Consider the following 21,709-nt stretch of genomic DNA (forward strand, 5'->3'; position numbering starts at 1 on the left):
TCAGCCCCGGAACCGGCTCTTGAGTTCGCGCAGTTCGGTGAACACCGCCGCCGGGTCGGCGTCGGGCAGGCCGAGCTTCGCTGCCAGTTCGGCGTCGTCGGCACGCAGGAACGGGTTGCTCGCCTTTTCCACGCCGATGCTGGTGGGCAGCGTCGGCTTGTCTTCGGCGCGCAGCGCCTCCGCCTGGGTGAGAGCCTCGCGCGAGGCGGCATTGTCGGGATCGACATGCACCGCGAAACGACCGTTGGAGACGGTGTATTCGTGGCCGCAATAGACCGCGATGTCATCCGGCAGCGCCCGCAGCCGCAGCAGCGAGTTCCACAGCACCGGCGGATCGCATTCGAAGGGCCGGCCGCAGCCCATGACGAACAGGGTGTCGCCGCTGAACAGCAGCCTCTCACCCTCGAACAGGAAGACGATGTGGCCCTTGGTGTGGCCGGGCGTCTCCAGCACCCGGCCGACGAGGTTGCCCACCGCCACCGGGTCGCCGTCCACCACCGCGAAATCGAGGCCGGGAATGGTGTCGCGTTCCGCCTTGGGGCCGATCACCGTCGCTCCGTAGCGGGCTTTCAAAGCCTCGACGCCGGCAATGTGATCGGTGTGGTGATGGGTGACGAGGATATGCGTCAGCGTCCAGTTCTCGCGCTCCAGCGCGGCGAGCACCGGCGCCACCTCCGGCACGTCGACAACCGCGGTCGCCTCCGTCACCGGATCGCGCAGCAACACGGCGTAATTGTCGGCGAGGCAGGGAATCAGGCGAAGCTCGACCGGCATTGGGTTCCTCGACGGGCGTTCCCGATGGGGGGCGGAAGCCGTCCCCGGATGAGGACGGCACGACGCCCGGTACCGTCACGGGGACGGGGCCGGAGGCCGCAGGGTCCGGCTCAGCGGCATTCCTGCGCGGCGCGATCCACCGCCGCCGAGATGCCGTTCAGCGAATAGGTGTCGGTCGTGACATTGCCACGCAGCGACGAGCTTTTCACCACCACGTCCTTGCCGCGTTTCATGGTGTCGAGCAGCCGGTTCTCTTCGGCGACGTTGCGGACCCAGGCTCCGGAGCCGCGTGTATAGAGATCGAAGGAGGCCGGGCCGATGGTGAGGGTGGCGTCCGAGCCCTCCTTCAGCGGGAAGCCCATGACCACGCTGATCTCGTTCTTCACGTTTTCCGCGGTGCGGGTGCTCACGAAGAAATAGGCGGGATCGCGGCTCAGGCCCGCGGGTGCACGCGTCTTCGGCTGGGAGAGCGCGTAGCAGATCTTGCCGCTGCCGCTGTCGTCCAGATAGACGCCCCAGTCACCGAACTGGCCGACCAGCTTCGGCGCCGCTTCGGCGCCGGCCGTTCCGACAAGTACCAGTGCCAGGCCGGCGAGTGCCGCGCGCGCAATGCGTCGTGCCATCGTCGATCGCTCCTGTGTTTAGGCTTCCGCCGCGGATGCGGCTCCGCTCAATGCTCTGTTCAGACCACTAAAGGGATATCTGCCCCTCGAACGGCTGTGAACCCTTCCGACGGGGATGTGACCGCATTGCCGGAGAATTGGGCTCATCTTCGAGTGATTTTATCGGGGAGGTAAACGAAGCCTTACGGCGGCGGGTGGAAACCGTGGAAAGCCTTCACTCTCATGTGATTCGCTCGAGCGCCCGTCGCGCGGCCTCGCGGTGGGCCGGCGTGATGTGGGCGGCGAGCAGATTGAGCGCAGTGGCGAGCACGGCGGCGTCGTCGCCGAAGCCGAGCACGGGCAGGATGTCGGGAACCGCGTCCGTGGGCAGCAGGAAATAGGCGAGCGAGCCGAACAGCATCGCCCGCACCCGCACCGGCGTGTCACGGTCGAGCGCGCAATAATAGGCGGCGGCGGCATCGGCGGCGAAGGGGATGCGGGTGGCAACCCGGGCAAGCTTCCGCCAGAAGCCCGCACGCACGCGCGTCTCGTTGCCGTCATCGTCGAAGCCGGTAAAGCGCTGGGCGTCGCTGAAATCGAAATCGTCGGCGAAAGAGTCGGCGGGGCGGGCGGTCATCTGACCCTCGTGTGTCATGACCATGAGATGGCCCCGCCCATCCTCATCCGCAATATGTCCGGCGCAAGGCGAAACCGGGCATGGACGGGGAAGCTACATCAACGGATAGGCCGCTTCGACGCGATAGGGGCCGCCGCCCACCGAATCGCGCGAGGAGTACAGCACGAAGCGCGACACCTCGAAGCTCGGTGAGCGGAAATAGCCGCGCAGCGACAGATAATCGGCAACCTGACGCGGAGCGGCGTCGCGCAGCCGGGCGAGGGTGACATGCGGGCGGAAATTGCGCCCCTCGGGCGGCAGGCCGATGCGCTTCATCAGCCGCTCGTGTTCGGCCTGCAATTCGATGAGCGAGTTGTTGGCCTTCACGGCAGCAAAGATGGCGCGTGGCTTGTTGTTGCCAAACTGGTCGACGCCATCGAGGGTGAGGTCGAAGCCGAACCGGTCGACCTCGTCGAGCGCGGCGGCCGCATCGCGCGCCATGGCATGGTCGACATCGCCGATGAAGCGCAGGGTGACGTGGTAGAATTCCGGGTCGATCCATCGCGCCCCGGGCAGGCCGCCGCGCAGCATCGACAGGGTGCCGGCGACATGGGCCGGGATTTCGAGGGCGGTGAAGAGTCGCGGCATGGCCGGCCTCCCTGTTAGCCTCGGGATCGTCTGGAGCGATTTGATACGGATTCGCCGGCCGAGGAAAAGCGTAAAAATAGGGCAGTGCTAATGTGGCGGCTTCATGCCCGCCGGCGCCTCCGGTGAAGCTGACGGCTCGGCACGAAGTCTGTATGTTGAGCCGCCATGACCGAATCGTTCGTCGATCCCGACTCCGCCAACCCCGCCGAAATGCCGGAGGGGCCGATTGCGTTTGCCTCGGTCGCGTCCATCTACCGGTATCCGGTAAAGGGGCTGACGCCGGAGCGGCTGAACGTCGCCGAGCTGACCACCGGCGGATATTTTCCCGGCGACCGGCTGTTTGCCGTCGAGAACGGGCCGTCGGGCTTCGTCGCCGAGGAGCCGGTCTTCCAGCCGAAGATCAAGTTTCTGATGCTGATGCGCAATGAGAGGCTCGCGGCCCTCGAAGCGCGCTATGACGATGCCACCTCTACCCTCATCATTCGCCATGAGGGCACCGAAGTGGCGCGCGGTGACCTTTCCACCGAGGAGGGGCGGGCGGCGATCGAGCTGTTCTTCCTGCGTTATGCTCGCTACGAGCTGCGTGGCGCGCCCAAGGTGCTGGCGGCGCCGGAAGGCTTCCGCTTCGTCGACACCACCGAAGGCTATGTCTCGCTGATCAATCTCGCCAGTTGCCAGGCGCTGGAGGAGATGACCGGCAAGCCGGTGGATCCGCTGCGCTTCCGCGCCAATCTCTATCTTGCCGGCATGGAGCCGTGGGAGGAGATGGACCTGGTCGGGCACACCATCGAGATCGGCGAGCAGGTGCGGTTGAAGATCACCGAGAGCATCGTGCGCTGCGCCGCCACCAATGTCGATCCGGTTACCGCGGTGCGGGACCTCGACATTCCCGGCACGCTGATGCGCCGGCTTGGCCATAATCATTGCGGCATCTTCGCCGAGGTGGTGGCGGGTGGCGTGATCGCCGATGGCGACGCCGTACGCCTGCGGCTCTAGGCGCAAGCCGGTACCTGCGGTTTCCCGTTTCTCCGGTGCGGTAGCCCGACGCCACCGGAACATACGCTCCCTTATCGTGTATTCGGCTTCGACCCGACATCCTCTGTCGGCGCCACTCGCGGCGGGCCGCGATGGCTCGCGATTGCCGACTGTCGCGCTCACCAATCCATTTCAAAATGCAACAGCCCGGCACGAGGCCGGGCTGCATGGATATTCAGGTGGTCGGTCGGCTCACTCGCCGGCCTCCGCGGGCTCGGCCGGGGTCTCGCCTTCCGCATCGGTGCGGCGGTAGCGGCGCCGGCGTGTGCGGGGCTTGGCAGCCTCGTCGGTGGCAGCTTCCACCTCGGGGGTCGGCTCTGCGGGCGTCGTCGGCTCGACGGCTGCGGCGACCGTGGCGCGGCTGCGGCGCGCGGGCGTGGCGCGCGCCGGCGCGGGTTCCGGCTGCGGCTCGGGCTGGGCAGCGACGGGGGCCGGCACGGGCTCGACCGGGACCGGCGCCGCTGCGGCCGGTACCGGACCGGTGCTTTGGGTGATGAAGGCCGGAAGACCGATCTCGGCCTCGACGTCCGGACCGAGCGTCGGCTGCGGCTGGTTGGCCGGATCGCGATAGGCGTTCTCGCGGGCCTCGCGATAGGGCCGCTCGCTGCGCTCTCCGCGCTCCCAGCGGTTCTGTCGCGGCTGCTGGTCGCGGTCGTCGCGCGGAGCGCGTTCCTGGCGCTGGTTGTTGCGGTCCTGATTGCGGTCACGATTGTCGCGATTGTCACGCGGCTCGCGATTGTCGCGATTATCCCGGCTGTCCCGGTTGTCGCGATTATCCCGATTGTCTCGGCGATTGTAGTTGTCGCGGTCGCGGAAGCCGTCGCGGTTGGGCTCGCGCCCGCCTTCCTCGCGCTGCTGCTGCGGCGGCGCCTCGCGCTGCGGCTGCTGGAACTGCGGGTTCGGCTGGGCTTCGCCGGTTTCCTCGAAGTCGAACTCGTCTTCGTCCTCGTCCGGACGCTGGAAGGGCTGCCCCTGCACGCCGAACTGCGCCTGCACCGCGGCGATGATGCGGAAATAATGCTCGGCGTGCTGGAGATAGTTCTCCGCCGCCACCGGGTCGCTGGAGGCCTGCGCGTCGCGGGCGAGCTGGAGATATTTCTCGGCGATGGTCTGGGCGGTGCCACGAACCTTCACGTCGGGTCCGTTGGATTCATAGACCCGGGTGAGCGGGTTCTGACCGCGCCGGTTGCCGTTGTTATTGTTGTTGTTCCGGCTACGCATACGCTTCTGCTGGTTATTATTTCGCATTGAGTCTGGTCTCTGCTGCCGCACGCCGGAGGGGCCGAAGCGCCGTTTCCGGGAGTGTGCGAGCGGGTCAACTAGCTTCGGGGGTCCGTATCGTCTTCGTTTGCGTCACAATCGTCGGTATCGGGCGCAGCCTTCGGAAAAATCTCGACCGGGCAATTCCTGAGCGTCTCGGCGTCGGGGCCGGCGGAAACCCGCCACACTGTCCGCTCGCGCGGGACAACCCTGGAGGTCGATCACCCGGCAGAGGCCCCGGAACATGTGCGAAACGGTGGGGCAAACCCGCCTTTCGCCTCCAGAAGCCAGATGCTACCGGACGAACCGGCCGCCGCCGTGGCAACTTCACCCTGCCGGCACGCCCTGAGCGTTACCGTCAGCCTCACGCCTTGCCGCATGGTCTCACACGGTCAGATGCCTGAAGCAATCCTGTCCTAGGTGACATCGGCCTCCCTTGCGGGAGAGCTTCCGATCAGGGGACCGTCCCGGCCGCGCAAGCCGTTCCAAAGTCTGCATCCTGACGGTGAATGATGTCTCAGGTCGATTCCTGTGACCGGACACTAATAGGTTCGGTAGTCTGTTCCAAGCCCTTTTTTGCTGCAGGCCGGCAATCTCACGCCGGTGTGGTGACGAGGGCACGGGCCATTCCGGAGAGATCCGCACGCGCCGGACCGTCGATGCCGAGCCCGGCTTCCTCGACCAGCCGCGCCACCGCCCGTTCCTGTCCCGCTCCCAGTTCGAGGATCGCCCGGCCACCGGGCAACAATAGGGCAGGCAACTGGCGGGCGATTGCACGATAGGCCTCCAGCCCATCCTCACCGCCATCGAGTGCCATATGGGGGTCGTGGGCGCGCACGTCCACCTCCAGCCCGGCAATGGCGGCGGTTTCGATATAGGGCGGGTTGGAGACGACGAGATCGAAGCGGCCGCCGAGCGCGCTACCCCAGTCGCCGACCAGCACCACCGCGCGCGCCCCGAGGCCGAGGGCGGCGAGGTTGGCGCGCGCCTGCCGCGCCGCGCCTTCCACCCGGTCGATGCCGATGCCGAAGGCGTTCGGGCGCTCGGAGAGGATGGCGGCGAGGATCGCGCCGCTGCCGGTGCCGAGATCGAGCACGCGCAGCGGCCGGAGGCGGTCGGGAAAGGCGGCGAGGGCGGCGTCCACCAGCGTTTCGGTATCCGGGCGCGGCACCAGTGTCTCGGCGGCGAGCGCGAAGTCGAGGCTCCAGAACTCGCGCTTGCCGGTCAGCCGGGCCAGCGGCTCTCCCGCGGCACGACGGCGGGCGAGGTCGCGCAGCCGATCCGCCTCGCCCGCCTCGACGACAAGTTCGCCCCGGGCGATCAGCTCGACATCGCCGAGGCCGAGCGTCTGCCGCACCAGCAGGCGGGCTTCCCGCGCCGGTGATTCGAGACCGGCGGTCGCGAGCAGGACGGCAATCTCCTGAAACAGCGCGACACGGGTAGTGGCCATTGCTCTAGCTCCAGCCGGCCGATTCGGCCTCGGCCAGCAGCGCCGCCTGATATTCGGTCACCAGCGCGTCGACGAGATCGCCCAGCGCGTCGCCGGCGACGATCTCCGGCAGCTTGTAGAGGGTGAGCCCGATGCGGTGATCGGTCACGCGACCCTGCGGAAAATTGTAGGTGCGGATGCGCTCCGAGCGATCGCCGGAGCCGACCTGCAGCTTGCGCTCGCTGGCGCGGGCGGTGTCGCGCTTCTCGCGCTCGGCCTCATAGATGCGGGCGCGCAGCATGCCCATGGCGCGGGCCTTGTTCTTGTGCTGCGAGCGCTCATCCTGCACGGCGACCACGGTGCCGGTCGGGATATGGGTGATTCGCACTGCCGATTCGGTCTTGTTGACGTGCTGGCCGCCAGCGCCCGAGGCGCGGAACACGTCGATACGCAGGTCGCCCTCGTCGATGGCGATATCGACCTCCTCGACCTCCGGCAGTACCGCCACGGTGGCGGCCGAGGTGTGGATGCGCCCCGAGCCTTCGGTGTCCGGCACACGCTGGACGCGGTGCACGCCGGATTCGAACTTCAGCTTGGCATAGGCGCCGCGTCCATGGATGGCGGCGACGATTTCCTTGTAGCCGCCGGCGGCGCCCTCGCTGGTCGACAGCACCTCGACCGACCAGCCGTTCAGCGAGGCGAAGCGCTCATACATGCGGAACAGGTCGCCGGCGAACAACGCCGCTTCGTCGCCGCCGGTGCCGGCGCGCACTTCGAGGATGACGCCGCGTTCATCCATGGCGTCCTTGGGCAGCAAGGCGAGGCGCACCTCGTGCACCAGCGTCTCGACCTTCTCCTCCAGCTCGGCGGCCTCGGCGGCGGCGAGCTCGGCCATCTCGCGATCGCCGGCGGCATCCTCGGCGAGGTGGCGCGCTTCGGCGAGCTCGCGCTCGGCGGCGCGCAGCGCCTTCACTCGCTCGATCAGCGGCGAGAGGTCGGCGAATTCGCGCGACAGCCGTACATAGGCTTCCGCTTCCGGGCTGGCGGAGAGCGCGTGTTCGATTTCGGCGTGACGGGCGAGAAGCTGGTCGAGCCGGGCGTCGGGGAGAGAAGTGGTCACAGGGGCAGGCCGGTGGTTTCGGCGAAGGCTTTCAGATGCGGGCGCAGGCTCGCAATATGCGCCTCGCTCTTCAGCAGCGGCTCGACCAGCCGGGCGACGGCGCCGAGGTCGAGATCGAGGAACATCGCCTTCACCGGGCCGTAGGCGGCCGGCGAGAGCGACAATTTGCGATAGCCGATGGCGGCCAGCGCCAGTGCCTCCAGCGGCCGCGAGGCGAGCTCGCCGCACAGCGTCACCGACTTGCCGTGCCGCTCGGCGGCGTCGGCGATGGTCTTCAGCGCGCTGAGCGCCGCCGGGGAGAGCGGATCGAAGCGGTCGGCGACGCGCGGATTGCCGCGGTCGGCGGCGAACAGGAACTGCACCAGGTCGTTGGAGCCGACCGAGGCGAAGTCGATGCGCTCGAACAGCGCGTCGAGCTGGAACAGCAGCGAGGGCACTTCCAGCATCACCCCGACCAGCACCCGCTCGGGCAGGCCGTGGCCGTGGCGGCGCAGATGGGTGAGCTCGCGCTCGACGATATGGCGGGCGCGGTCGAATTCCTCCACCGCCGCCACCATCGGGAAGATCAGCCGGAGCTCGCGGCCATTGGCGGCGCGCAGGAGCGCGCGGACCTGGCTGCGCAGCAGGCCGGGCCGGTCGAGGCCGAGACGGATGGCCCGCCAGCCCAGCGCCGGGTTCTCCTCCTCGATGGCCCGCATATAGGGCAGCACCTTGTCGCCGCCGATGTCGAGGGTGCGGAACACCACCGGCCGGTTGTCGGCGGCATCGAGAACCGCGCGGTAGAGCTTGAGCTGCTCATTGGTGCGCGGGAAGGCGGAAGCGATCATGAACTGCAGTTCGGTGCGGAACAGGCCGATGCCCGACGCCCCGGTCTCGTCGATATGCGGCAGGTCGACCAGCAGGCCGGCATTCAGGTGCAGGTCGATGGCGACGCCGTCGCGGGTGACGGTCGGCACGTCGCGCAGCGCGGCATATTGCTCCAGCCGCTTGGCGCGGAAGCGCACCTTCTCGACATAGACGCCCTCGACATCGGTCGGCGGGCGCACATGCACCTCGCCGGAGACGCCGTCGACGATCACCGGGTCGCCGGCATCGACGAGGCCGACGATGTTCTCGATATGCCCGACCGCCGCGATGTTGAGCGCGCGCGCCACGATGGTGAGGTGGCTGGTCGCCGCGCCTTCCTCAAGCACCAGGCCGCGAATGCGGGTGCGGTCATAGTCGAGCAGCGCCGCCGGGCTCATGTTGCGGGCGACGATGATGGCATTGTCGGGCAGCGCCATCTTCTCGGGCCCGCCGGCGCGGCCGGTGAGCTGGCGCAGCAGCCGGTTGGCGAGGTCGTCGAGATCGTGCATCCGCTCGCGCAGATAGGGGTCGGTCATGCGCAGCATGCGCGCGCGGGTGTCCGACTGCACGCGCTCGACCGCGCCTTCCGCCGTGAGGCCGGTCATCACCGCCTCGCGCATGCGGTTGATCCACCCGCGGTCGTGGGCAAACATCCGGTAGGCTTCGAGGATCTCGCGGTGCTCGCCGACGCGGGCGACGCCCTCGTCCTCCAGCATGGTGTCGATGGAGGCGCGCAACGTCTCGACCGCATGGTCGAGCCGGTCGAGTTCGCCGGGCACGTCGTCGGCGATGACGTTGGTCACCTCGATTCGGGGTTCGTGCAGCACCACATGGCCGAGGCCGATGCCTTCGGACAGAGCGTTGCCGGTAAGATGCAGCGGCCGGCGGGCGGCGGGTTCGGCGCCGGGCAAGGCGAGGGCGGTGAGCTCGCCGGAGGCGATGATCTCGGCCAGCACCATGGCGGTGGTCTGCAGCGCCTCGATCTCTTCCTCGGTGTAGGAGCGGTGGGCGCGATTCTGCACCACCAGCACGCCGAGCGTGTTGCCGGCCCGCAGGATCGGCACGCCGAGGAACGAGTGGTAGATCTCCTCGCCCGTTTCCGGCCGGTAGGAGAAGGCCGGGTGCGCCTGGGCGTTGGAGAGGCTGATCGGCTCGGCCTCGCGGGCGACGGTGCCGACGAGGCCCTCGTCGATTCGCATCACCGTGAGATGGACGGCGCTGCGGTTGAGGCCCTCGGTGGCGTAGAGCTCCAATGTGCCGTCGACGCGCAGCACATAGACCGAGCAGACCTCGGCCACCATGTTGGCCGCGATCAGGACCACGATCTTGTCGAGGCGGTCCTGCGCGCTGACCGGCTCCGCCATCACTTCGCGCAGGCGGCGCAGCAGCACGCGCGGACCACCGAGCGCGCTACGCATCGGCCGTCCCTGGATTCCGGTCCGTCTCGGAAGTGCCCGAGGCCCGGATCTGTCGAAGAATCGGCGCGGCGAAAGCCGCGCCGCCGAAATAATGCCGTCAGGCGTCGAGCCCGTATACCGAATGCAGCGTCCGCACGGCAAGTTCGGTATAGGCCGCATCGATCAGTACCGAGATCTTGATCTCGGAGGTGGAGATGGCGCGGATGTTGATGCCACGCTCGGACAGCGCCTTGAAGGCGCGGGCCGCCACACCGGCATGTGAGCGCATGCCGATGCCGATGATCGAGATCTTCACCACGTCGGTGGCGCCCTCGATGGTGCCGAAGCCGATTTCCGACTTCACCGGGGCGAGCGTCGCCTTGGCGCGCTCGAAATCGGCGGTCGGCACGGTGAAGGTGATGTCGGTGAAGCCTTCCGCCGACACGTTCTGCACGATCATGTCGACATTGATGTTGGCGTCGGCCAGCGGCACGAAGACGTTGGCGGCGATGCCCGGCTTGTCCGGCACGCGGCGGATGCTCACCTGGGCCTCGTCGCGCGCGAAGGCGATGCCGGTGACGACTTCACTCTCCACGATTTCCTCCTCGTCGCAAATCAGGGTGCCCGGCGGGTCGCCGGCGGTCTTGAGTTCCGGAGCGTCCGGATCGGTGAAGCTGGAGCGCACGAAGGTGCGCACCTTGTGCACCATGGCCATCTCGACCGAGCGCACCTGCAATACCTTGGCGCCCAGCGACGCCATTTCCAGCATCTCCTCGAAGGCCACCTTGTCGAGTCGCTTGGCCTTGGGGACGATGCGCGGGTCGGTCGTGTAGACGCCGTCGACATCGGTGTAGATGTCGCAGCGGTCGGCCTTGATGGCGGCGGCAACCGCCACCGCGCTGGTGTCCGAGCCGCCGCGCCCCAGCGTGGTGACGCGACCCGACGGCTCATGGATGCCCTGGAAGCCGGCGATGACGGCCACTTCGCGGTCCTCGCCGAATCGGCGGACGATCTCGTCGCCGTTCACCGACAGGATGCGGGCCGAGCCATGGGCGTCGTCGGTGGAGATCGGCAGCTGCCAGCCCTGCCAGGAGCGGGCCGGAATGCCCATGTCCCTCAGCGCGATGGCGAGGAGGCCGGACGTCACCTGCTCGCCGGAGGCGACGATGGCGTCATATTCGCGCGGATCGTACAGGACCGTCGTCTCGCGGCACCAGGCGACCAGCTCGTTGGTCTTGCCGGACATGGCGGAGACCACCACGGCGACCTCGTGACCGGCGTCGATCTCGCGTTTGACGTGGCGGGCAACGTTCCTGATGCGCTCCACGTTCGCGACGGACGTGCCGCCGAACTTCATCACCAGACGTGCCATGGGAAGAAACCGTACCGCTTTGTTCTTGTGTCGGGCGCGAGGGAGGCATCCCCCGGCCGAAAAGGCGCGTATACATATCCACCTCGTGCCCCGCCCGCAACGCCTGCGAGCAGGGGAGCGCGAGCTTGGAATTCTTCCCGGCTGCCCCCATTTGCGGCCGGCATCGCCTGATGGACCCGAGAGCGCCTGATGACCGAAACCGCCTCCGCCGCCACCACCGTCGATCCTCGCGAAGTGGAGCGCTTCGCCGCCCTCGCTGCCGAATGGTGGAATCCGCGCGGCAAGATGGGGGTTCTCCACAAGTTCAATCCGGTGCGGCTCGCCTATCTGCGCGAGAAGATCGTCGCCCATTTCGGTCGCGACCCGCGCGCGATGCGTCCGCTGGAGGGGCTGCGCCTGCTCGACATCGGCTGCGGCGGCGGCCTGCTGTGCGAGCCGCTGGCGCGGATGGGGGCGAGCGTGGTCGGCATCGATCCGGCCGAGCGCAATGTACGCGTCGCCTCGCTGCATGCCGAGCAGAGCGGCGCACCGGTCGAATATCGCGCCACCACCGCCGAGTCGCTGGCCGAGGCGGGCGAGCGCTTCGACGTGGTGCTGGCGATGGAAGTGGTCGAGCATGTCGCCGATGTCGGGCTGTTCGTGAACAGCGCGGCGGAGATGGTGAAGCCGGGCGGGCTGATGTGCGCGGCAACGCTGAACCGCACCGGCCGCAGCTTCGCCCTCGCCATTGTCGGCGCCGAATATGTGCTCGGCTGGCTGCCCAAGGGCACGCATGACTGGAAGCGCTTCGTCACCCCCGAGGAACTGGCCGATGCCATGGCGGCCGGCGGCCTCGCGGTGACCGACCGCGAGGGGGTCGTGTTCAATCCGCTCCTCGGCGAATGGCGCCGGTCGCGCGATCTCGGCGTCAACTACATGATGCTCGCCGAGCGGGCGGAGTAGAGCCGCCGCCGCGCCGATCTCGATCCACGACACGGTTCTCGTTGCGGTCGAAGCTGGCGGGCACCCGATTCTGACGGCCCGCTACAGGTCCTGGGCCGCGCCGAAGAGGCCGCCCTCTTTGCGGGGCGGCCGAGCTCCGCCCGACCGGGCATTAGAGCGGAGAACGGCGTCCTCAGTCGCACCTGCCGGGGCGCCGGCACGCATCGGTATTTTCTGATGTCGCCCCCTCTTCCGTTGCCGATCTGCCACACTACATGAGGTCGGACGGGCTGCCTGATCGGGGTCCGTCGCGGCGGCCGGGATACGGGCGCCGCCGTCCCGCAAGACCGTGCGTGCTCGCTCAAGAGGCCACGGGGGGCCAGGAGGCAACGACCTATGAATTTCGAGACCTACACCGAGCGCGCGCGCGGTTTCATCCAGTCCGCCCAGTCGCTTGCCCTTCGCGAGGGCCATCAGCAGTTCACCCCGGAGCATCTGCTCAAGGTGCTGCTCGACGATCCCGAGGGGCTGTGCGCCGGGCTGATCCAGCGCGCCGGCGGCGATGCGCGCATGGTGCTCGCCGACACCGAAGCTGCCTTGAACAAGCTGCCCAAGGTACAGGGCTCCGGCGCTGGGCAGGTCTATCTGGCGCCGGCGACCGCGCGCGTCTTCGACGCCGCCGAAAAAGCGGCGAAGAAGGCGGGCGACGGCTATGTCACCGTCGAGCGGCTGCTGCTGGCGCTCGCGCTGGAGAAGGACAGCGACGCCGGCAAGATCCTCAACAAATCAGGCGCGAGCCCGCAGAAGATCAACGCCGCCATCGAGGCGCTGCGCAAGGGCCGTACAGCCGACAGCGCCACCGCCGAGAACGCCTATGACGCGCTGAAGAAATATTCCCGCGACCTCACCAAGGATGCCCGCGAGGGCAAGCTCGACCCGGTGATCGGGCGTGACGAGGAAATCCGCCGCACCATCCAGGTGCTGGCGCGGCGCACCAAGAACAATCCCGTCCTCATCGGCGAGCCCGGCGTCGGCAAGACCGCCATCGTCGAGGGCCTCGCCTTGCGCATCGTCGACGGCGACGTGCCCGAGAGCCTGAAGGACAAGAGCCTGCTGGCACTCGACATGGGTGCGCTGATCGCCGGCGCGAAATATCGCGGCGAGTTCGAGGAGCGGCTGAAGAGCGTGCTCTCCGAGGTCGAGGCGGCCGAGGGCGGCATCGTCCTGTTCATCGACGAGATGCACACGCTCGTCGGCGCCGGCAAGGCGGATGGGGCGATGGACGCCTCCAACCTGCTCAAGCCGGCGCTGGCGCGCGGCGAGCTGCACTGCGTCGGCGCCACCACGCTCGACGAGTACCGCAAGCATGTCGAGAAGGATCCGGCGCTGGCCCGCCGCTTCCAGCCGGTTTTCGTCTCCGAGCCGACGGTGGAGGACACGGTGTCCATCCTGCGCGGCATCAAGGAGAAATACGAGCTGCATCACGGCGTGCGCATCACCGATAGCGCGCTCGTCGCGGCGGCGACCCTGTCGAACCGCTACATCACCGACCGCTTCCTGCCGGACAAGGCGATCGACCTCATCGACGAGGCCGGCTCGCGCCTGCGCATGCAGGTGGACTCCAAGCCCGAGGAACTCGACAGCATCGACCGCGAGATCGTCCGCCTGCGCATCGAGCAGGAGGCGCTCAAGAAGGAGAGCGACGCCGGCTCGAAGGACCGGCTGAAGAAGCTGGAGAAGGAGCTCGCCGATCTCGAGGAGCAGTCCTCGTCGATCACCTCGCGCTGGAAGGCCGAGAAGGACAAGCTCGGCGACGCCCAGAAGCTGAAGAGCGACCTTGAGAAGGCGCGCGCCGACCTCGCCATCGCCCAGCGCAATGGCGAGTACCAGAAGGCGGGCGAGCTGGCCTACGGCACCATTCCGGCGCTGGAGAAGAAGCTTGCTGAGATCGAGACCAAGGACCTCGCCGCCGAGGTGAAGGCCGGCTCGATGGTGGAGGAGGCGGTGACGCCCGATCACATCGCCGGCGTGGTGTCGCGCTGGACCGGCGTGCCGGTCGACAAGATGCTCGAAGGCGAGAAGGAAAAGCTGCTGCGCATGGAGGAAGAGCTCGCCAAGCGCGTCATCGGCCAGAAAGAGGCGGTGGAAGCCGTCTCGACGGCGGTGCGGCGTGCGCGGGCGGGTCTTCAGGATCCGAACCGGCCGATCGGCTCGTTCATGTTCCTCGGCCCCACCGGCGTCGGCAAGACCGAGCTGACCAAGGCGCTGGCGTCGTTCCTGTTCGACGACGACACCGCGCTCGTGCGCGTCGACATGTCCGAGTACATGGAGAAGCACGCGGTCGCCCGGCTGATCGGCGCGCCTCCCGGCTATGTCGGCTATGAGGAGGGCGGCGCCCTCACCGAAGCCGTCCGGCGCCGGCCCTACCAGGTCGTGCTGTTCGACGAGGTGGAGAAGGCGCATCCGGACGTGTTCAACGTCCTGTTGCAGGTGCTGGACGATGGTCGCCTGACCGATGGCCAGGGCCGCACGGTCGACTTCCGCAACACGCTGATCATCATGACCTCGAACCTCGGTTCGGAGTTCCTGGTGAGCCAGCCGGACGGGCAGGACACCGAGGCGGTGCGCGACGAGGTGATGGACGTGGTGCGCGGGCACTTCCGTCCGGAATTCCTCAACCGCATCGACGAGATCGTGCTGTTCCACCGGCTGCGGCGCGAGCAGATGGGCGCCATCGTCGATATCCAGGCGAAGCGTCTGCAGAAGCTGCTCGACGAGCGCAAGATCCAGCTGGAGCTGACCCCCGAGGCGCGGGACTTCCTCGCCGAGAAGGGCTACGACCCGGCCTATGGCGCGCGTCCCCTCAAGCGGGTGATGCAGAAGCTGCTGCAGGACCCGCTCGCCGGCCGCATCCTTGCCGGCACGGTGAAGGATGGCGACGTGGTGAAGGTCGAGCGCGGGGCGGGCGAACTCTTGTTCGACACCCGTCCGGCGGTGGAAGAGGCCGCCTGACGGCGGTCGCTCCGACCCGCAGATACGCGGCGCGGCCCGGTAAGGGCCGCGCCGTTGTCGTTTCCGGGGGTGTCCGCGTAAGCGGTCCGCCTTGCCGCCGGCTTCGCCGCGCGCCACACTCCGCCGGCGTCGCTTTCAGGCGCCCGCGGAGTGCCCCATGCTGATCGGCCTCAACCTGTTCGTCGTCGTGCTTCTAGTGCTGGCGATCGCCACCATCTTCGCCGGCGTGAAGACCGTTCCGCAGGGCTACCAGTACACGGTGGAGCGATTCGGCCGTTACACCCGCAGCCTGACGCCGGGCCTCAACATCATCATCCCGTTCATCGACCGCATAGGCACCCGGATGAACATGATGGAGCAGGTGCTCGACGTGCCGACGCAGGAAGTGATCACCCGCGACAACGCCACGGTGGCGGTGGACGGCATCGCCTTCTTCCAGGTGTTCGACGCCCCGCGCGCCAGCTACGAGGTCGCCCGGCTGGATCTCGCCATCCTCGCGCTGACCACGACGAACATCCGCACGGTGATGGGCGCCATGGATCTCGACCAGCTGCTGTCGCACCGCGACGAGATCAATGAGCGGCTGCTCAAGGTGGTCGATGCCGCCGCCGCGCCCTGGGGCGTGAAGATCACCCGCATCGAGATCAAGGACATCGTGCCGCCCGCCGACCTCGTCACCGCCATGGCGCGGCAGATGAAGGCGGAGCGCGAGAAGCGCGCGGTGGTGCTGGAGGCGGAAGGCCAGCGCCAGTCGGAGATTCTCCGTGCGGAAGGCGAGAAGCAGGGCCAGATCCTTCAGGCCGAGGGACGACGCGAGGCCGCGTTTCGCGACGCCGAGGCGCGCGAGCGCCTCGCCGAGGCCGACGCCAAGGCGACGCAGATGCTGTCCGCCGCGGTGGCGTCCGGCGATCCGGCGGCGCTGAACTATTACATCGCCGAGAAATATGTGAAGGCGCTGGAGGCGATGGCGACCGCGCCCAACCAGAAGACGCTGATCCTGCCCTATGAGGCGACGGCGGTGATCGGCTCGCTGGCCGGCATCGCCGAGATCGCCCGTGGCGCCTTCGGCGAGGCGGGCGCCCCGGCACGGCCGCGCATGCGTCCCACCGGGCCGGCGGCGGGCGCGCCAGCCGATTCCTCGGCCTGAGGGAAGCGGCGGTGACGCTTCTGGCGGAGATCGGTATCTGGATCTGGTTCATTGTCGCCGGCCTGCTGCTGCTCGGCGAGTTGCTGCTGCCGGGCGCCCAGTTGATCTGGCTCGGCGTGGCGGCGCTGGCGACCGGGCTGGTCGTACCGCTGTTCGAAATCGGCTGGCAGGGCCAGGTGGCGGTCTATGTCGTGCTGGCCTTCGTCATGCTGCTGCTCGGCCGCCGGCTGTTCCCGCGCGTGCCGAAGGCGAGCGACCGGCCGTTCCTCAACCGCCGCACCGAGGCGCTGATCGGCCGGGCCTTCGTGTTGCGCGAGCCGATCGCCGGCGGCGTCGGCCAGGTGCGGGTCGACGATACCGTGTGGCGGGTGATGGGGGAGGATTGCCCGGCCGGGGCGCGGGTCGTCGTCACCGGCGTCGACGGGGCGACGCTCAAGGTGCGTCCCGAGGGAGCGGCGGCCTGAGCCGGTCTCTGCCTGAGCCCACCCCCTCGGGTGTTCGCGGTCGTCGGTGTCAGATGTTGCTGGAGAGCAGGGCGTCGAGCTCGGGGCGGAAGGTCTCGGCGATGTCGGGCCGGGCCAGCGCATAGGCGACGTTGGCCATCAGGAAGCCGAGCTTCGAGCCGCAATCATAGATCGAGCCGTCGAAGGTGACGCTGTAGAAGTCCTGCTTCTTGGCCAGCTTCAGCATGGAATCGGTCAGCTGGATCTCGCCGCCGGCGCCGCGCTCCTGGGTCTCCAGGAGGTCGAAGATCTCCGGCTGCAGGATGTAGCGGCCGGAGATGGCGAGGTTGGAGGGCGCGACCTCCTTCTTCGGCTTCTCGACCATTTTGGCGATGCGGTGCACGCGTTCGGACACCTCGTCGCCCTGCCCGACGATGCCGTACTGGTCGGTCTGGTCGTGCGGCACCTCATAGACGGCGATGTGGTTGCCGCCGCCCACCCTGTCATAGGCATCCACCATCTGGGCGAGGCAGCTCTTGCCGTTGCGCGGCTTGTGCAGCATGTCCGGCAGCAGCAGCGCGAACGGCTCGTTGCCGATGATGTCGCGGGCGCACCACACCGCATGGCCGAGGCCGAGCGGCAGCTGCTGGCGGGTGAAGCTGGTCTTGCCCGGGCCGAGGGTCTCGGCGCGCAGCGTGTCGAGCAGCTGGTGCTTTCCGCGCTCGGAGAGGGTGGCTTCGAGTTCGTACTGGCGGTCGAAATGGTCCTCGATCACGCCCTTGTTGCGGCCGGTGACGAAGACGATGTGCTCGATGCCGGCGGCGCGGGCTTCATCGACCACGTGCTGCACGACCGGGCGGTCGACGACGGTGAGCATCTCTTTGGGAACCGCCTTGGTGGCGGGCAGGAAACGGGTGCCGAGACCGGCAACGGGAAGGATTGCCTTGCGAATATGTGTCATCTGCAACTGGGTCCGTTCTTGAAAATGAGCGGGTCGAGCCGGATCGGTCTAGGTGAGCGCGTATGAACCTCAACTTAACGTGTGAAGCCTGCCAATGACAAAAATCATGTGACGGTTTCAGCTTCTCCACCACAGCATCGTCGTGGAAATCGGTCGCGTGGAGGTATTATCGCGCCCCTTACGCTGGGAAACTTCAAAAACCGACCTGACGTTAAGTCCTCGTAAAACATGCCGGGGCCCTAATCGGTACGGACTGCGTATCAGAGGTCTCGACATGCGTACAGGGTCGGTTTCCGGCAGCCGCCTAACGGGCGGGATGGCCGCTTTTGTCCTCGCCATCGGGCTTGGGGGCTGCGCCTTCTCGGACGATGTGACCGGCACCGTCGCCAAGGCCGGCCCGCCGCCGGCGCGGGCGGCGGCGCCACCGCCGCGTGTCGCCTCGGCGCCGACCGGCTCGTCGCATCCCGACATGCAGCCGGCGGCGCTGCGCGCGGCGGAGGCGAATTTCAGCCGCTGCATCGCCGGGCTGGAGCCCAAGGCCCGGCAGGCCGGCGTGTCCGCCGCCGGCTTCCGCCGCCTCACCGCGGGGCTGACCCCCGACATGTCGATCATGAAGAAGCTGGAGACCCAGCCGGAATTCTCCCGCACGCCCGGGGAATATGTCGAGATGCTGGTGTCGGAGACCCGCATCCAGAAGGGCCGGCAGGCGATGGCGGAGAACGCCGCCGTCTTCCAGGCCGTCGAGCGCACCTATGGCGTCGATCCCTATGTGGTGGCGGCGATCTGGGGCATCGAGACCAATTATGGCGGCGCGCGCGGCTCCTATCCGGTGATCCAGGCCACCGCGACGCTGGCCTGCGTCGGCCGGAGGCAGGCCTATTTCCGCGACGAATTCGTCGCCGCCCTGCGCATCGTCGATCGCGGCGACATTCCTGAAAGCCATCTGCGCGGCTCCTGGGCGGGCGCCTTCGGCCTCACCCAGTTCATGCCGACCGCCTTCCAGCGCGACGCCATCGATTTCGACGGCGACGGGCATCGTAACGTCGTCGATTCCGTCGCCGACGCCATGGGCTCCACCGCCAACAAGCTGAAGCGCGGCGGTTGGAAGCCGGGCATGAGCTGGGGCTACGAGGTCGTCGCCCCGCGCAATTTCGACTACCTGCTCGCCGACAAGAGCATCCGCAAGCCGCTGCGCGAATGGGCGGCGCTGGGCGTGACGCGGGCGAGCGGCCAGGCATTCCCGAATGGCGAGGCCACGGCCTATCTGCTGCTGCCCTCCGGCGCCAATGGCCCGGCCTTCCTGATGACCGACAATTTCCGCGCCATCCTCTCCTACAACCCGGCCGACGCTTATGCGCTCGCCATCGGCCATCTCGCCGACCGCCTTCGCGGCGGCGGGCCGTTCGTCACGCCGTGGCCGGAGGATATGCGCATGCTGTCGCGCGCCGAGCGTTCCGAGCTGCAGCAGCGCCTCGCCTCGCGCGGCTTCGATCCCGGTTCGGCCGACGGCACGATGGGGCAGAAGACCCGCGTCGCGGTGCGCGAGTTCCAGGTCAGCGTCGGCATGCTGCCGGACGGCCACCCCACCGGCGACGTGCTGGACCGGCTGCGCAACTAGCGTGGTCCTTGCTCTCTCCCGCCGCCGCCCGTGCCGGCGGTCCGGCTGCCGTCTCCGTGATAGTGGCCGATGAGGCTTGAAACCGCCGCGATATTGGTTCACCGCTTGCGGACGATGGATCTCACGGACCGGACGGGGCAGAGACGGCGGATGGGACCGGAGGGCGGCGCGCCTTCCGCAGCCGCCTTCTGTGCCGGCACGGCATTGTTTCTCCTCATGCTCGCGGTTCCCGAGGCGCCGGCGCTGGCGCAGGCGGACTGGTTTCGTCCGCCTGCCGATGTCGGCCAGCCCTCGCGTACCGCGCCGCCGCCGCAGCGGGCGCGACCGGCGCAGCAGCCGCGGCGCCAGCCGCAGGCCGCTCCCCAGCGCCAGGCCCCGCCGCAACAGCCGCGGGTGTGGAATCCCTTCCAGCCGTTCATCGACCTGTTCCAGCCGCAGGAATCGCCGCGCTATGCGCCGGGTCGGCCCCGCGACCTCGGGCCGCCGCCTCCCGCCGTCGCCGCGCCCTCCCGGCCCGCGGTGGAGACCCCGGCCGAACCGCGCGGCTCGGTCTATGCCAGCGCGGCCAAGGCGAGGGAGGAGCGCGGCGAGGAGTTGAAGGGCCTGGTGCTGGTGATCGGCGACGAATATGCCGAGACGCTGGCACAAGGCCTCGCTGATGCTTTCGCCGCCGACCGCAAGGACCTCGCCGTGGTAGGCCATGCCGAGGCCGGATCCGGCTTCGCGCCGGCCAGCTCCTATGACTGGGTCAATGGCGGGCGCACGCTGGTCGCCTCGGAGGCGCCGAGCGCGGTGGTGGTGTTCGCCGGCAGCGCCGACCTGGCGCCGATCCGGGATGGGGCCGGCAGCGCCGAACTGTTCGACGAGCGCTGGCGGGCGATCTATGGCCGGCGCATTGATGACCTGCTGCTCGGCCTGAAGCTGCAAGGCCGCCCGGTGGTGCTGGTCGGGCTGCCGCCGGTCGACGATGCCGATGCCAGCGAGCGTAATGCCCGACTCAACGAATTGCTCGGCGAGCATGCCGAGCGGGCAGGGGTGAGCTTCGTCGATGTCTGGGACGGCTTCGTCGACGAGAATGGCCAGTTCATGATGTCGGGCCCGGCGGTGGACGGCCAGCGCCGGAGGCTGCGCACGGCCAACGGCACCGGCTTCACCCGCGCCGGCGGGCGCAAGCTCGCCTTCTTCGTCGACCGCGAGCTCGGTCCGCGACTGGAGCATCAGGAGTTGCCGGCGCCCGGCGATCCGGTGGCGGCGCGTCCGTCCATCATCATGCTGACCGGCACCGGCGCCGGGGGTGGTGCCCGCACGCTGGCCGGCGCGGCGGGGCAGGCGGCCGCGCCGTCGCCCGTCGCTCCCGCCGCACCAGAACCGGAGGAGGGCGCCGTGCGGCTTCTGGTGCGCGGCGAGCCGCTGCCGGCGGTAAGCGGGCGCACCGACGATTTTAGCTGGACGCCGCCGCAGCGTTCGGAGGACGGCACCGTCGTCCCGGCTGCCGCCAGCGCCCCCAATCCTGCCGGGGCGCCCAAGGTCGACGGCGCTTCCGAGCCGGTTGCCCCCGCTGCGACGACGCCCTGACGGCTCAGGCCGCCAGCCAGTTCCGCTCGGTCTCCGTCACCCGCGCCCAGATCGCGTCGCTGTCCGGCACGTCGAGCTGGAACACCTCCACGAGCAGGCGGGCGAACTCGTCGGCTCCGGTGATGCGGCGTTCCTCCACGCCGCTGTCGGTCAGGATGCGGCGCGTCTGGTTGAAGATGCCCTCGGTGCGGCCGGGAGCGTGCCGCTGGATGACGAGATTGGAGATGAAGGGCGAGGAACTGTCGGTGATCAGGAAGGTATGGGCACCGGCGATGCGCGCCTCGTCGCTGTAGCCCGGACGGAAGTCGAAGCTCGGCGCGGCGCCATGCGCGTGGTTGTGGAAGCGCAGCCAGCCGCCGTCTTCCTCGGTGATGGCGTAGGCCCGCCCGCGCTGCACCACCGTGCCCGGCCGCATCGGGATCGGCGCGAACAGCGCGTCGCCGAGCCCGACCTCGGCGAGCCAGGGTTCGTCGAGATCGACCTGCACCGTCAGATGGTTGCCGACCGCGAGGTCGCCGAAATCGACCCGTCGCACCCCGCCGCACAGCCGGGTGACCCGGAAGCCGAGCGCCGACAGCGCGGCGCCGAACAGGCCGTTCATCTCGTGGCACCAGCCGCCGCGGCGAAAGGCCGGGCCACCGCCGACCATCTTGGCGAAGGCGGAACGCGGCGAGGCATCGATCGGCCAGCCCATGAAGGCGTCGATCGCCTCCCAGGTGAAGCTGGTCACATGGGCGAGGTGCAGCGCGCGCAGCGCGTCGAGGTCCGGCGTCGCGGGGCGCGGCCGGCCGATGCGGGCGAGATAGGCATCGAGCTCGGCCGGGGTGAGGGTGGTGTCGGCAGCGGTGGTCATGTCGTGTCCTTCGGGCATGTGGCCTCGCCGCCTGCGTGCAGGGCTGGGGGCGAGGGCGGGTTTCGGATGCCGTTGGGATA

At 68.5% G+C, this 21,709-nt stretch carries 18 protein-coding genes; 7 read left to right on the top strand and 11 right to left on the bottom strand.

Annotation, left to right across the window (positions count from 1 at the left end):
- The 4 genes from gloB to thpR all read right to left on the bottom strand — a co-directional run bounded on the left by gloB (position 1) and on the right by thpR (position 2,640).
- Entirely contained in the window at positions 1-774 is a 774-nt protein-coding gene (gloB, locus tag LGR54_RS19480) for a hydroxyacylglutathione hydrolase (protein ID WP_230363628.1), read from the bottom strand.
- A gap of 110 nt (positions 775-884) precedes the next feature.
- Entirely contained in the window at positions 885-1,397 is a 513-nt protein-coding gene (locus LGR54_RS19485; RefSeq protein WP_230363629.1) for an invasion associated locus B family protein, read from the bottom strand.
- Positions 1,398-1,617: 220 nt separating this feature from the next.
- A complete protein-coding gene (locus LGR54_RS19490; protein ID WP_230363630.1) occupies positions 1,618-2,013 on the bottom strand; it encodes a YkvA family protein in 396 nt (131 codons plus the stop codon).
- Between the two features lie 93 nt (positions 2,014-2,106).
- Positions 2,107-2,640, bottom strand: a complete 534-nt coding sequence (gene thpR, locus LGR54_RS19495; protein WP_230363631.1) for an RNA 2',3'-cyclic phosphodiesterase — start codon at positions 2,638-2,640, stop codon at positions 2,107-2,109.
- A 210-nt stretch (positions 2,641-2,850) separates the two neighbouring features.
- Here thpR and LGR54_RS19500 point away from each other — a divergent pair, with 210 nt between their 5' ends.
- The gene (locus LGR54_RS19500) at positions 2,851-3,636 is read left to right on the top strand and encodes an MOSC domain-containing protein (RefSeq protein WP_230363673.1); all 786 of its coding nucleotides are present in this window, start codon (positions 2,851-2,853) and stop codon (positions 3,634-3,636) included.
- A gap of 231 nt (positions 3,637-3,867) precedes the next feature.
- Here LGR54_RS19500 and LGR54_RS19505 read toward each other — a convergent pair whose 3' ends face one another.
- The 5 genes from LGR54_RS19505 to LGR54_RS19525 all read right to left on the bottom strand — a co-directional run bounded on the left by LGR54_RS19505 (position 3,868) and on the right by LGR54_RS19525 (position 11,099).
- Positions 3,868-4,896 (bottom strand): DUF4167 domain-containing protein, encoded by a 1,029-nt coding sequence (locus tag LGR54_RS19505; RefSeq protein WP_230363632.1) that lies wholly within the window; start codon positions 4,894-4,896, stop codon positions 3,868-3,870.
- A gap of 634 nt (positions 4,897-5,530) precedes the next feature.
- A complete protein-coding gene (gene prmC / locus LGR54_RS19510) occupies positions 5,531-6,385 on the bottom strand; it encodes a peptide chain release factor N(5)-glutamine methyltransferase (protein ID WP_230363633.1) in 855 nt (284 codons plus the stop codon).
- Between the two features lie 4 nt (positions 6,386-6,389).
- Positions 6,390-7,484: a peptide chain release factor 1 gene (gene prfA, locus LGR54_RS19515; protein ID WP_230363634.1), complete on the bottom strand. Its 1,095-nt coding sequence runs from the start codon at positions 7,482-7,484 to the stop codon at positions 6,390-6,392.
- The gene (gene ptsP / locus LGR54_RS19520) at positions 7,481-9,748 is read right to left on the bottom strand and encodes a phosphoenolpyruvate--protein phosphotransferase (protein ID WP_230363635.1); all 2,268 of its coding nucleotides are present in this window, start codon (positions 9,746-9,748) and stop codon (positions 7,481-7,483) included. The genes prfA and ptsP overlap by 4 nt, the downstream gene beginning before the upstream one ends.
- Positions 9,749-9,845: 97 nt before the next feature.
- Positions 9,846-11,099, bottom strand: a complete 1,254-nt coding sequence (locus tag LGR54_RS19525) for an aspartate kinase (RefSeq protein ID WP_230363636.1) — start codon at positions 11,097-11,099, stop codon at positions 9,846-9,848.
- Positions 11,100-11,288: 189 nt separating this feature from the next.
- Here LGR54_RS19525 and ubiG point away from each other — a divergent pair, with 189 nt between their 5' ends.
- From ubiG to LGR54_RS19545, 4 genes are all read left to right on the top strand, one after another.
- Complete coding sequence (gene ubiG, locus LGR54_RS19530) at positions 11,289-12,041, top strand: bifunctional 2-polyprenyl-6-hydroxyphenol methylase/3-demethylubiquinol 3-O-methyltransferase UbiG (protein ID WP_230363637.1); 753 nt, start codon at positions 11,289-11,291, stop codon at positions 12,039-12,041.
- Positions 12,042-12,416: 375 nt separating this feature from the next.
- Entirely contained in the window at positions 12,417-15,032 is a 2,616-nt protein-coding gene (gene clpB / locus LGR54_RS19535; RefSeq protein ID WP_230363638.1) for an ATP-dependent chaperone ClpB, read from the top strand.
- Positions 15,033-15,192: 160 nt separating this feature from the next.
- Positions 15,193-16,179 (top strand): SPFH domain-containing protein, encoded by a 987-nt coding sequence (locus LGR54_RS19540; protein ID WP_230363674.1) that lies wholly within the window; start codon positions 15,193-15,195, stop codon positions 16,177-16,179.
- Between the two features lie 11 nt (positions 16,180-16,190).
- Entirely contained in the window at positions 16,191-16,643 is a 453-nt protein-coding gene (locus tag LGR54_RS19545; RefSeq protein ID WP_230363639.1) for an NfeD family protein, read from the top strand.
- A gap of 49 nt (positions 16,644-16,692) precedes the next feature.
- Here LGR54_RS19545 and galU read toward each other — a convergent pair whose 3' ends face one another.
- On the bottom strand, positions 16,693-17,583 hold the full coding sequence (gene galU / locus LGR54_RS19550; protein ID WP_230363640.1) for a UTP--glucose-1-phosphate uridylyltransferase GalU: 891 nt from the start codon (positions 17,581-17,583) through the stop codon (positions 16,693-16,695).
- A 316-nt stretch (positions 17,584-17,899) separates the two neighbouring features.
- Between galU and LGR54_RS19555 the strand changes: the two genes are divergently transcribed.
- Both LGR54_RS19555 and LGR54_RS19560 read left to right on the top strand, forming a co-directional pair.
- Positions 17,900-19,201: a lytic murein transglycosylase gene (locus LGR54_RS19555; protein WP_230363641.1), complete on the top strand. Its 1,302-nt coding sequence runs from the start codon at positions 17,900-17,902 to the stop codon at positions 19,199-19,201.
- Positions 19,202-19,351: 150 nt separating this feature from the next.
- Entirely contained in the window at positions 19,352-20,776 is a 1,425-nt protein-coding gene (locus LGR54_RS19560; protein ID WP_230363642.1) for a DUF459 domain-containing protein, read from the top strand.
- A 4-nt stretch (positions 20,777-20,780) separates the two neighbouring features.
- Here LGR54_RS19560 and LGR54_RS19565 read toward each other — a convergent pair whose 3' ends face one another.
- The gene (locus LGR54_RS19565) at positions 20,781-21,629 is read right to left on the bottom strand and encodes an arylamine N-acetyltransferase (RefSeq protein WP_230363643.1); all 849 of its coding nucleotides are present in this window, start codon (positions 21,627-21,629) and stop codon (positions 20,781-20,783) included.
- Positions 21,630-21,709 lie beyond the last annotated feature (80 nt).

Origin of the sequence: Ancylobacter sp. Lp-2, from assembly GCF_020523795.1 — a bacterium.
In the GTDB taxonomy this organism is placed as follows: Bacteria; Pseudomonadota; Alphaproteobacteria; order Rhizobiales; family Xanthobacteraceae; genus Ancylobacter.

Coding starts and splice junctions, on each gene's coding strand:
- gloB (WP_230363628.1), bottom strand. CDS start 774: ATGCCGGTCGAGCTTCGCCTGATTCCCTGCCTCGCCGACAATTACGCC.
- LGR54_RS19485 (WP_230363629.1), bottom strand. CDS start 1,397: ATGGCACGACGCATTGCGCGCGCGGCACTCGCCGGCCTGGCACTGGTA.
- LGR54_RS19490 (WP_230363630.1), bottom strand. CDS start 2,013: ATGACCGCCCGCCCCGCCGACTCTTTCGCCGACGATTTCGATTTCAGC.
- thpR (WP_230363631.1), bottom strand. CDS start 2,640: ATGCCGCGACTCTTCACCGCCCTCGAAATCCCGGCCCATGTCGCCGGC.
- LGR54_RS19500 (WP_230363673.1), top strand. CDS start 2,851: ATGCCGGAGGGGCCGATTGCGTTTGCCTCGGTCGCGTCCATCTACCGG.
- LGR54_RS19505 (WP_230363632.1), bottom strand. CDS start 4,896: ATGCGTAGCCGGAACAACAACAATAACAACGGCAACCGGCGCGGTCAG.
- prmC (WP_230363633.1), bottom strand. CDS start 6,385: ATGGCCACTACCCGTGTCGCGCTGTTTCAGGAGATTGCCGTCCTGCTC.
- ptsP (WP_230363635.1), bottom strand. CDS start 9,748: ATGCGTAGCGCGCTCGGTGGTCCGCGCGTGCTGCTGCGCCGCCTGCGC.
- LGR54_RS19525 (WP_230363636.1), bottom strand. CDS start 11,099: ATGGCACGTCTGGTGATGAAGTTCGGCGGCACGTCCGTCGCGAACGTG.
- ubiG (WP_230363637.1), top strand. CDS start 11,289: ATGACCGAAACCGCCTCCGCCGCCACCACCGTCGATCCTCGCGAAGTG.
- clpB (WP_230363638.1), top strand. CDS start 12,417: ATGAATTTCGAGACCTACACCGAGCGCGCGCGCGGTTTCATCCAGTCC.
- galU (WP_230363640.1), bottom strand. CDS start 17,583: ATGACACATATTCGCAAGGCAATCCTTCCCGTTGCCGGTCTCGGCACC.
- LGR54_RS19555 (WP_230363641.1), top strand. CDS start 17,900: ATGGCCGCTTTTGTCCTCGCCATCGGGCTTGGGGGCTGCGCCTTCTCG.
- LGR54_RS19560 (WP_230363642.1), top strand. CDS start 19,352: ATGGGACCGGAGGGCGGCGCGCCTTCCGCAGCCGCCTTCTGTGCCGGC.
- LGR54_RS19565 (WP_230363643.1), bottom strand. CDS start 21,629: ATGACCACCGCTGCCGACACCACCCTCACCCCGGCCGAGCTCGATGCC.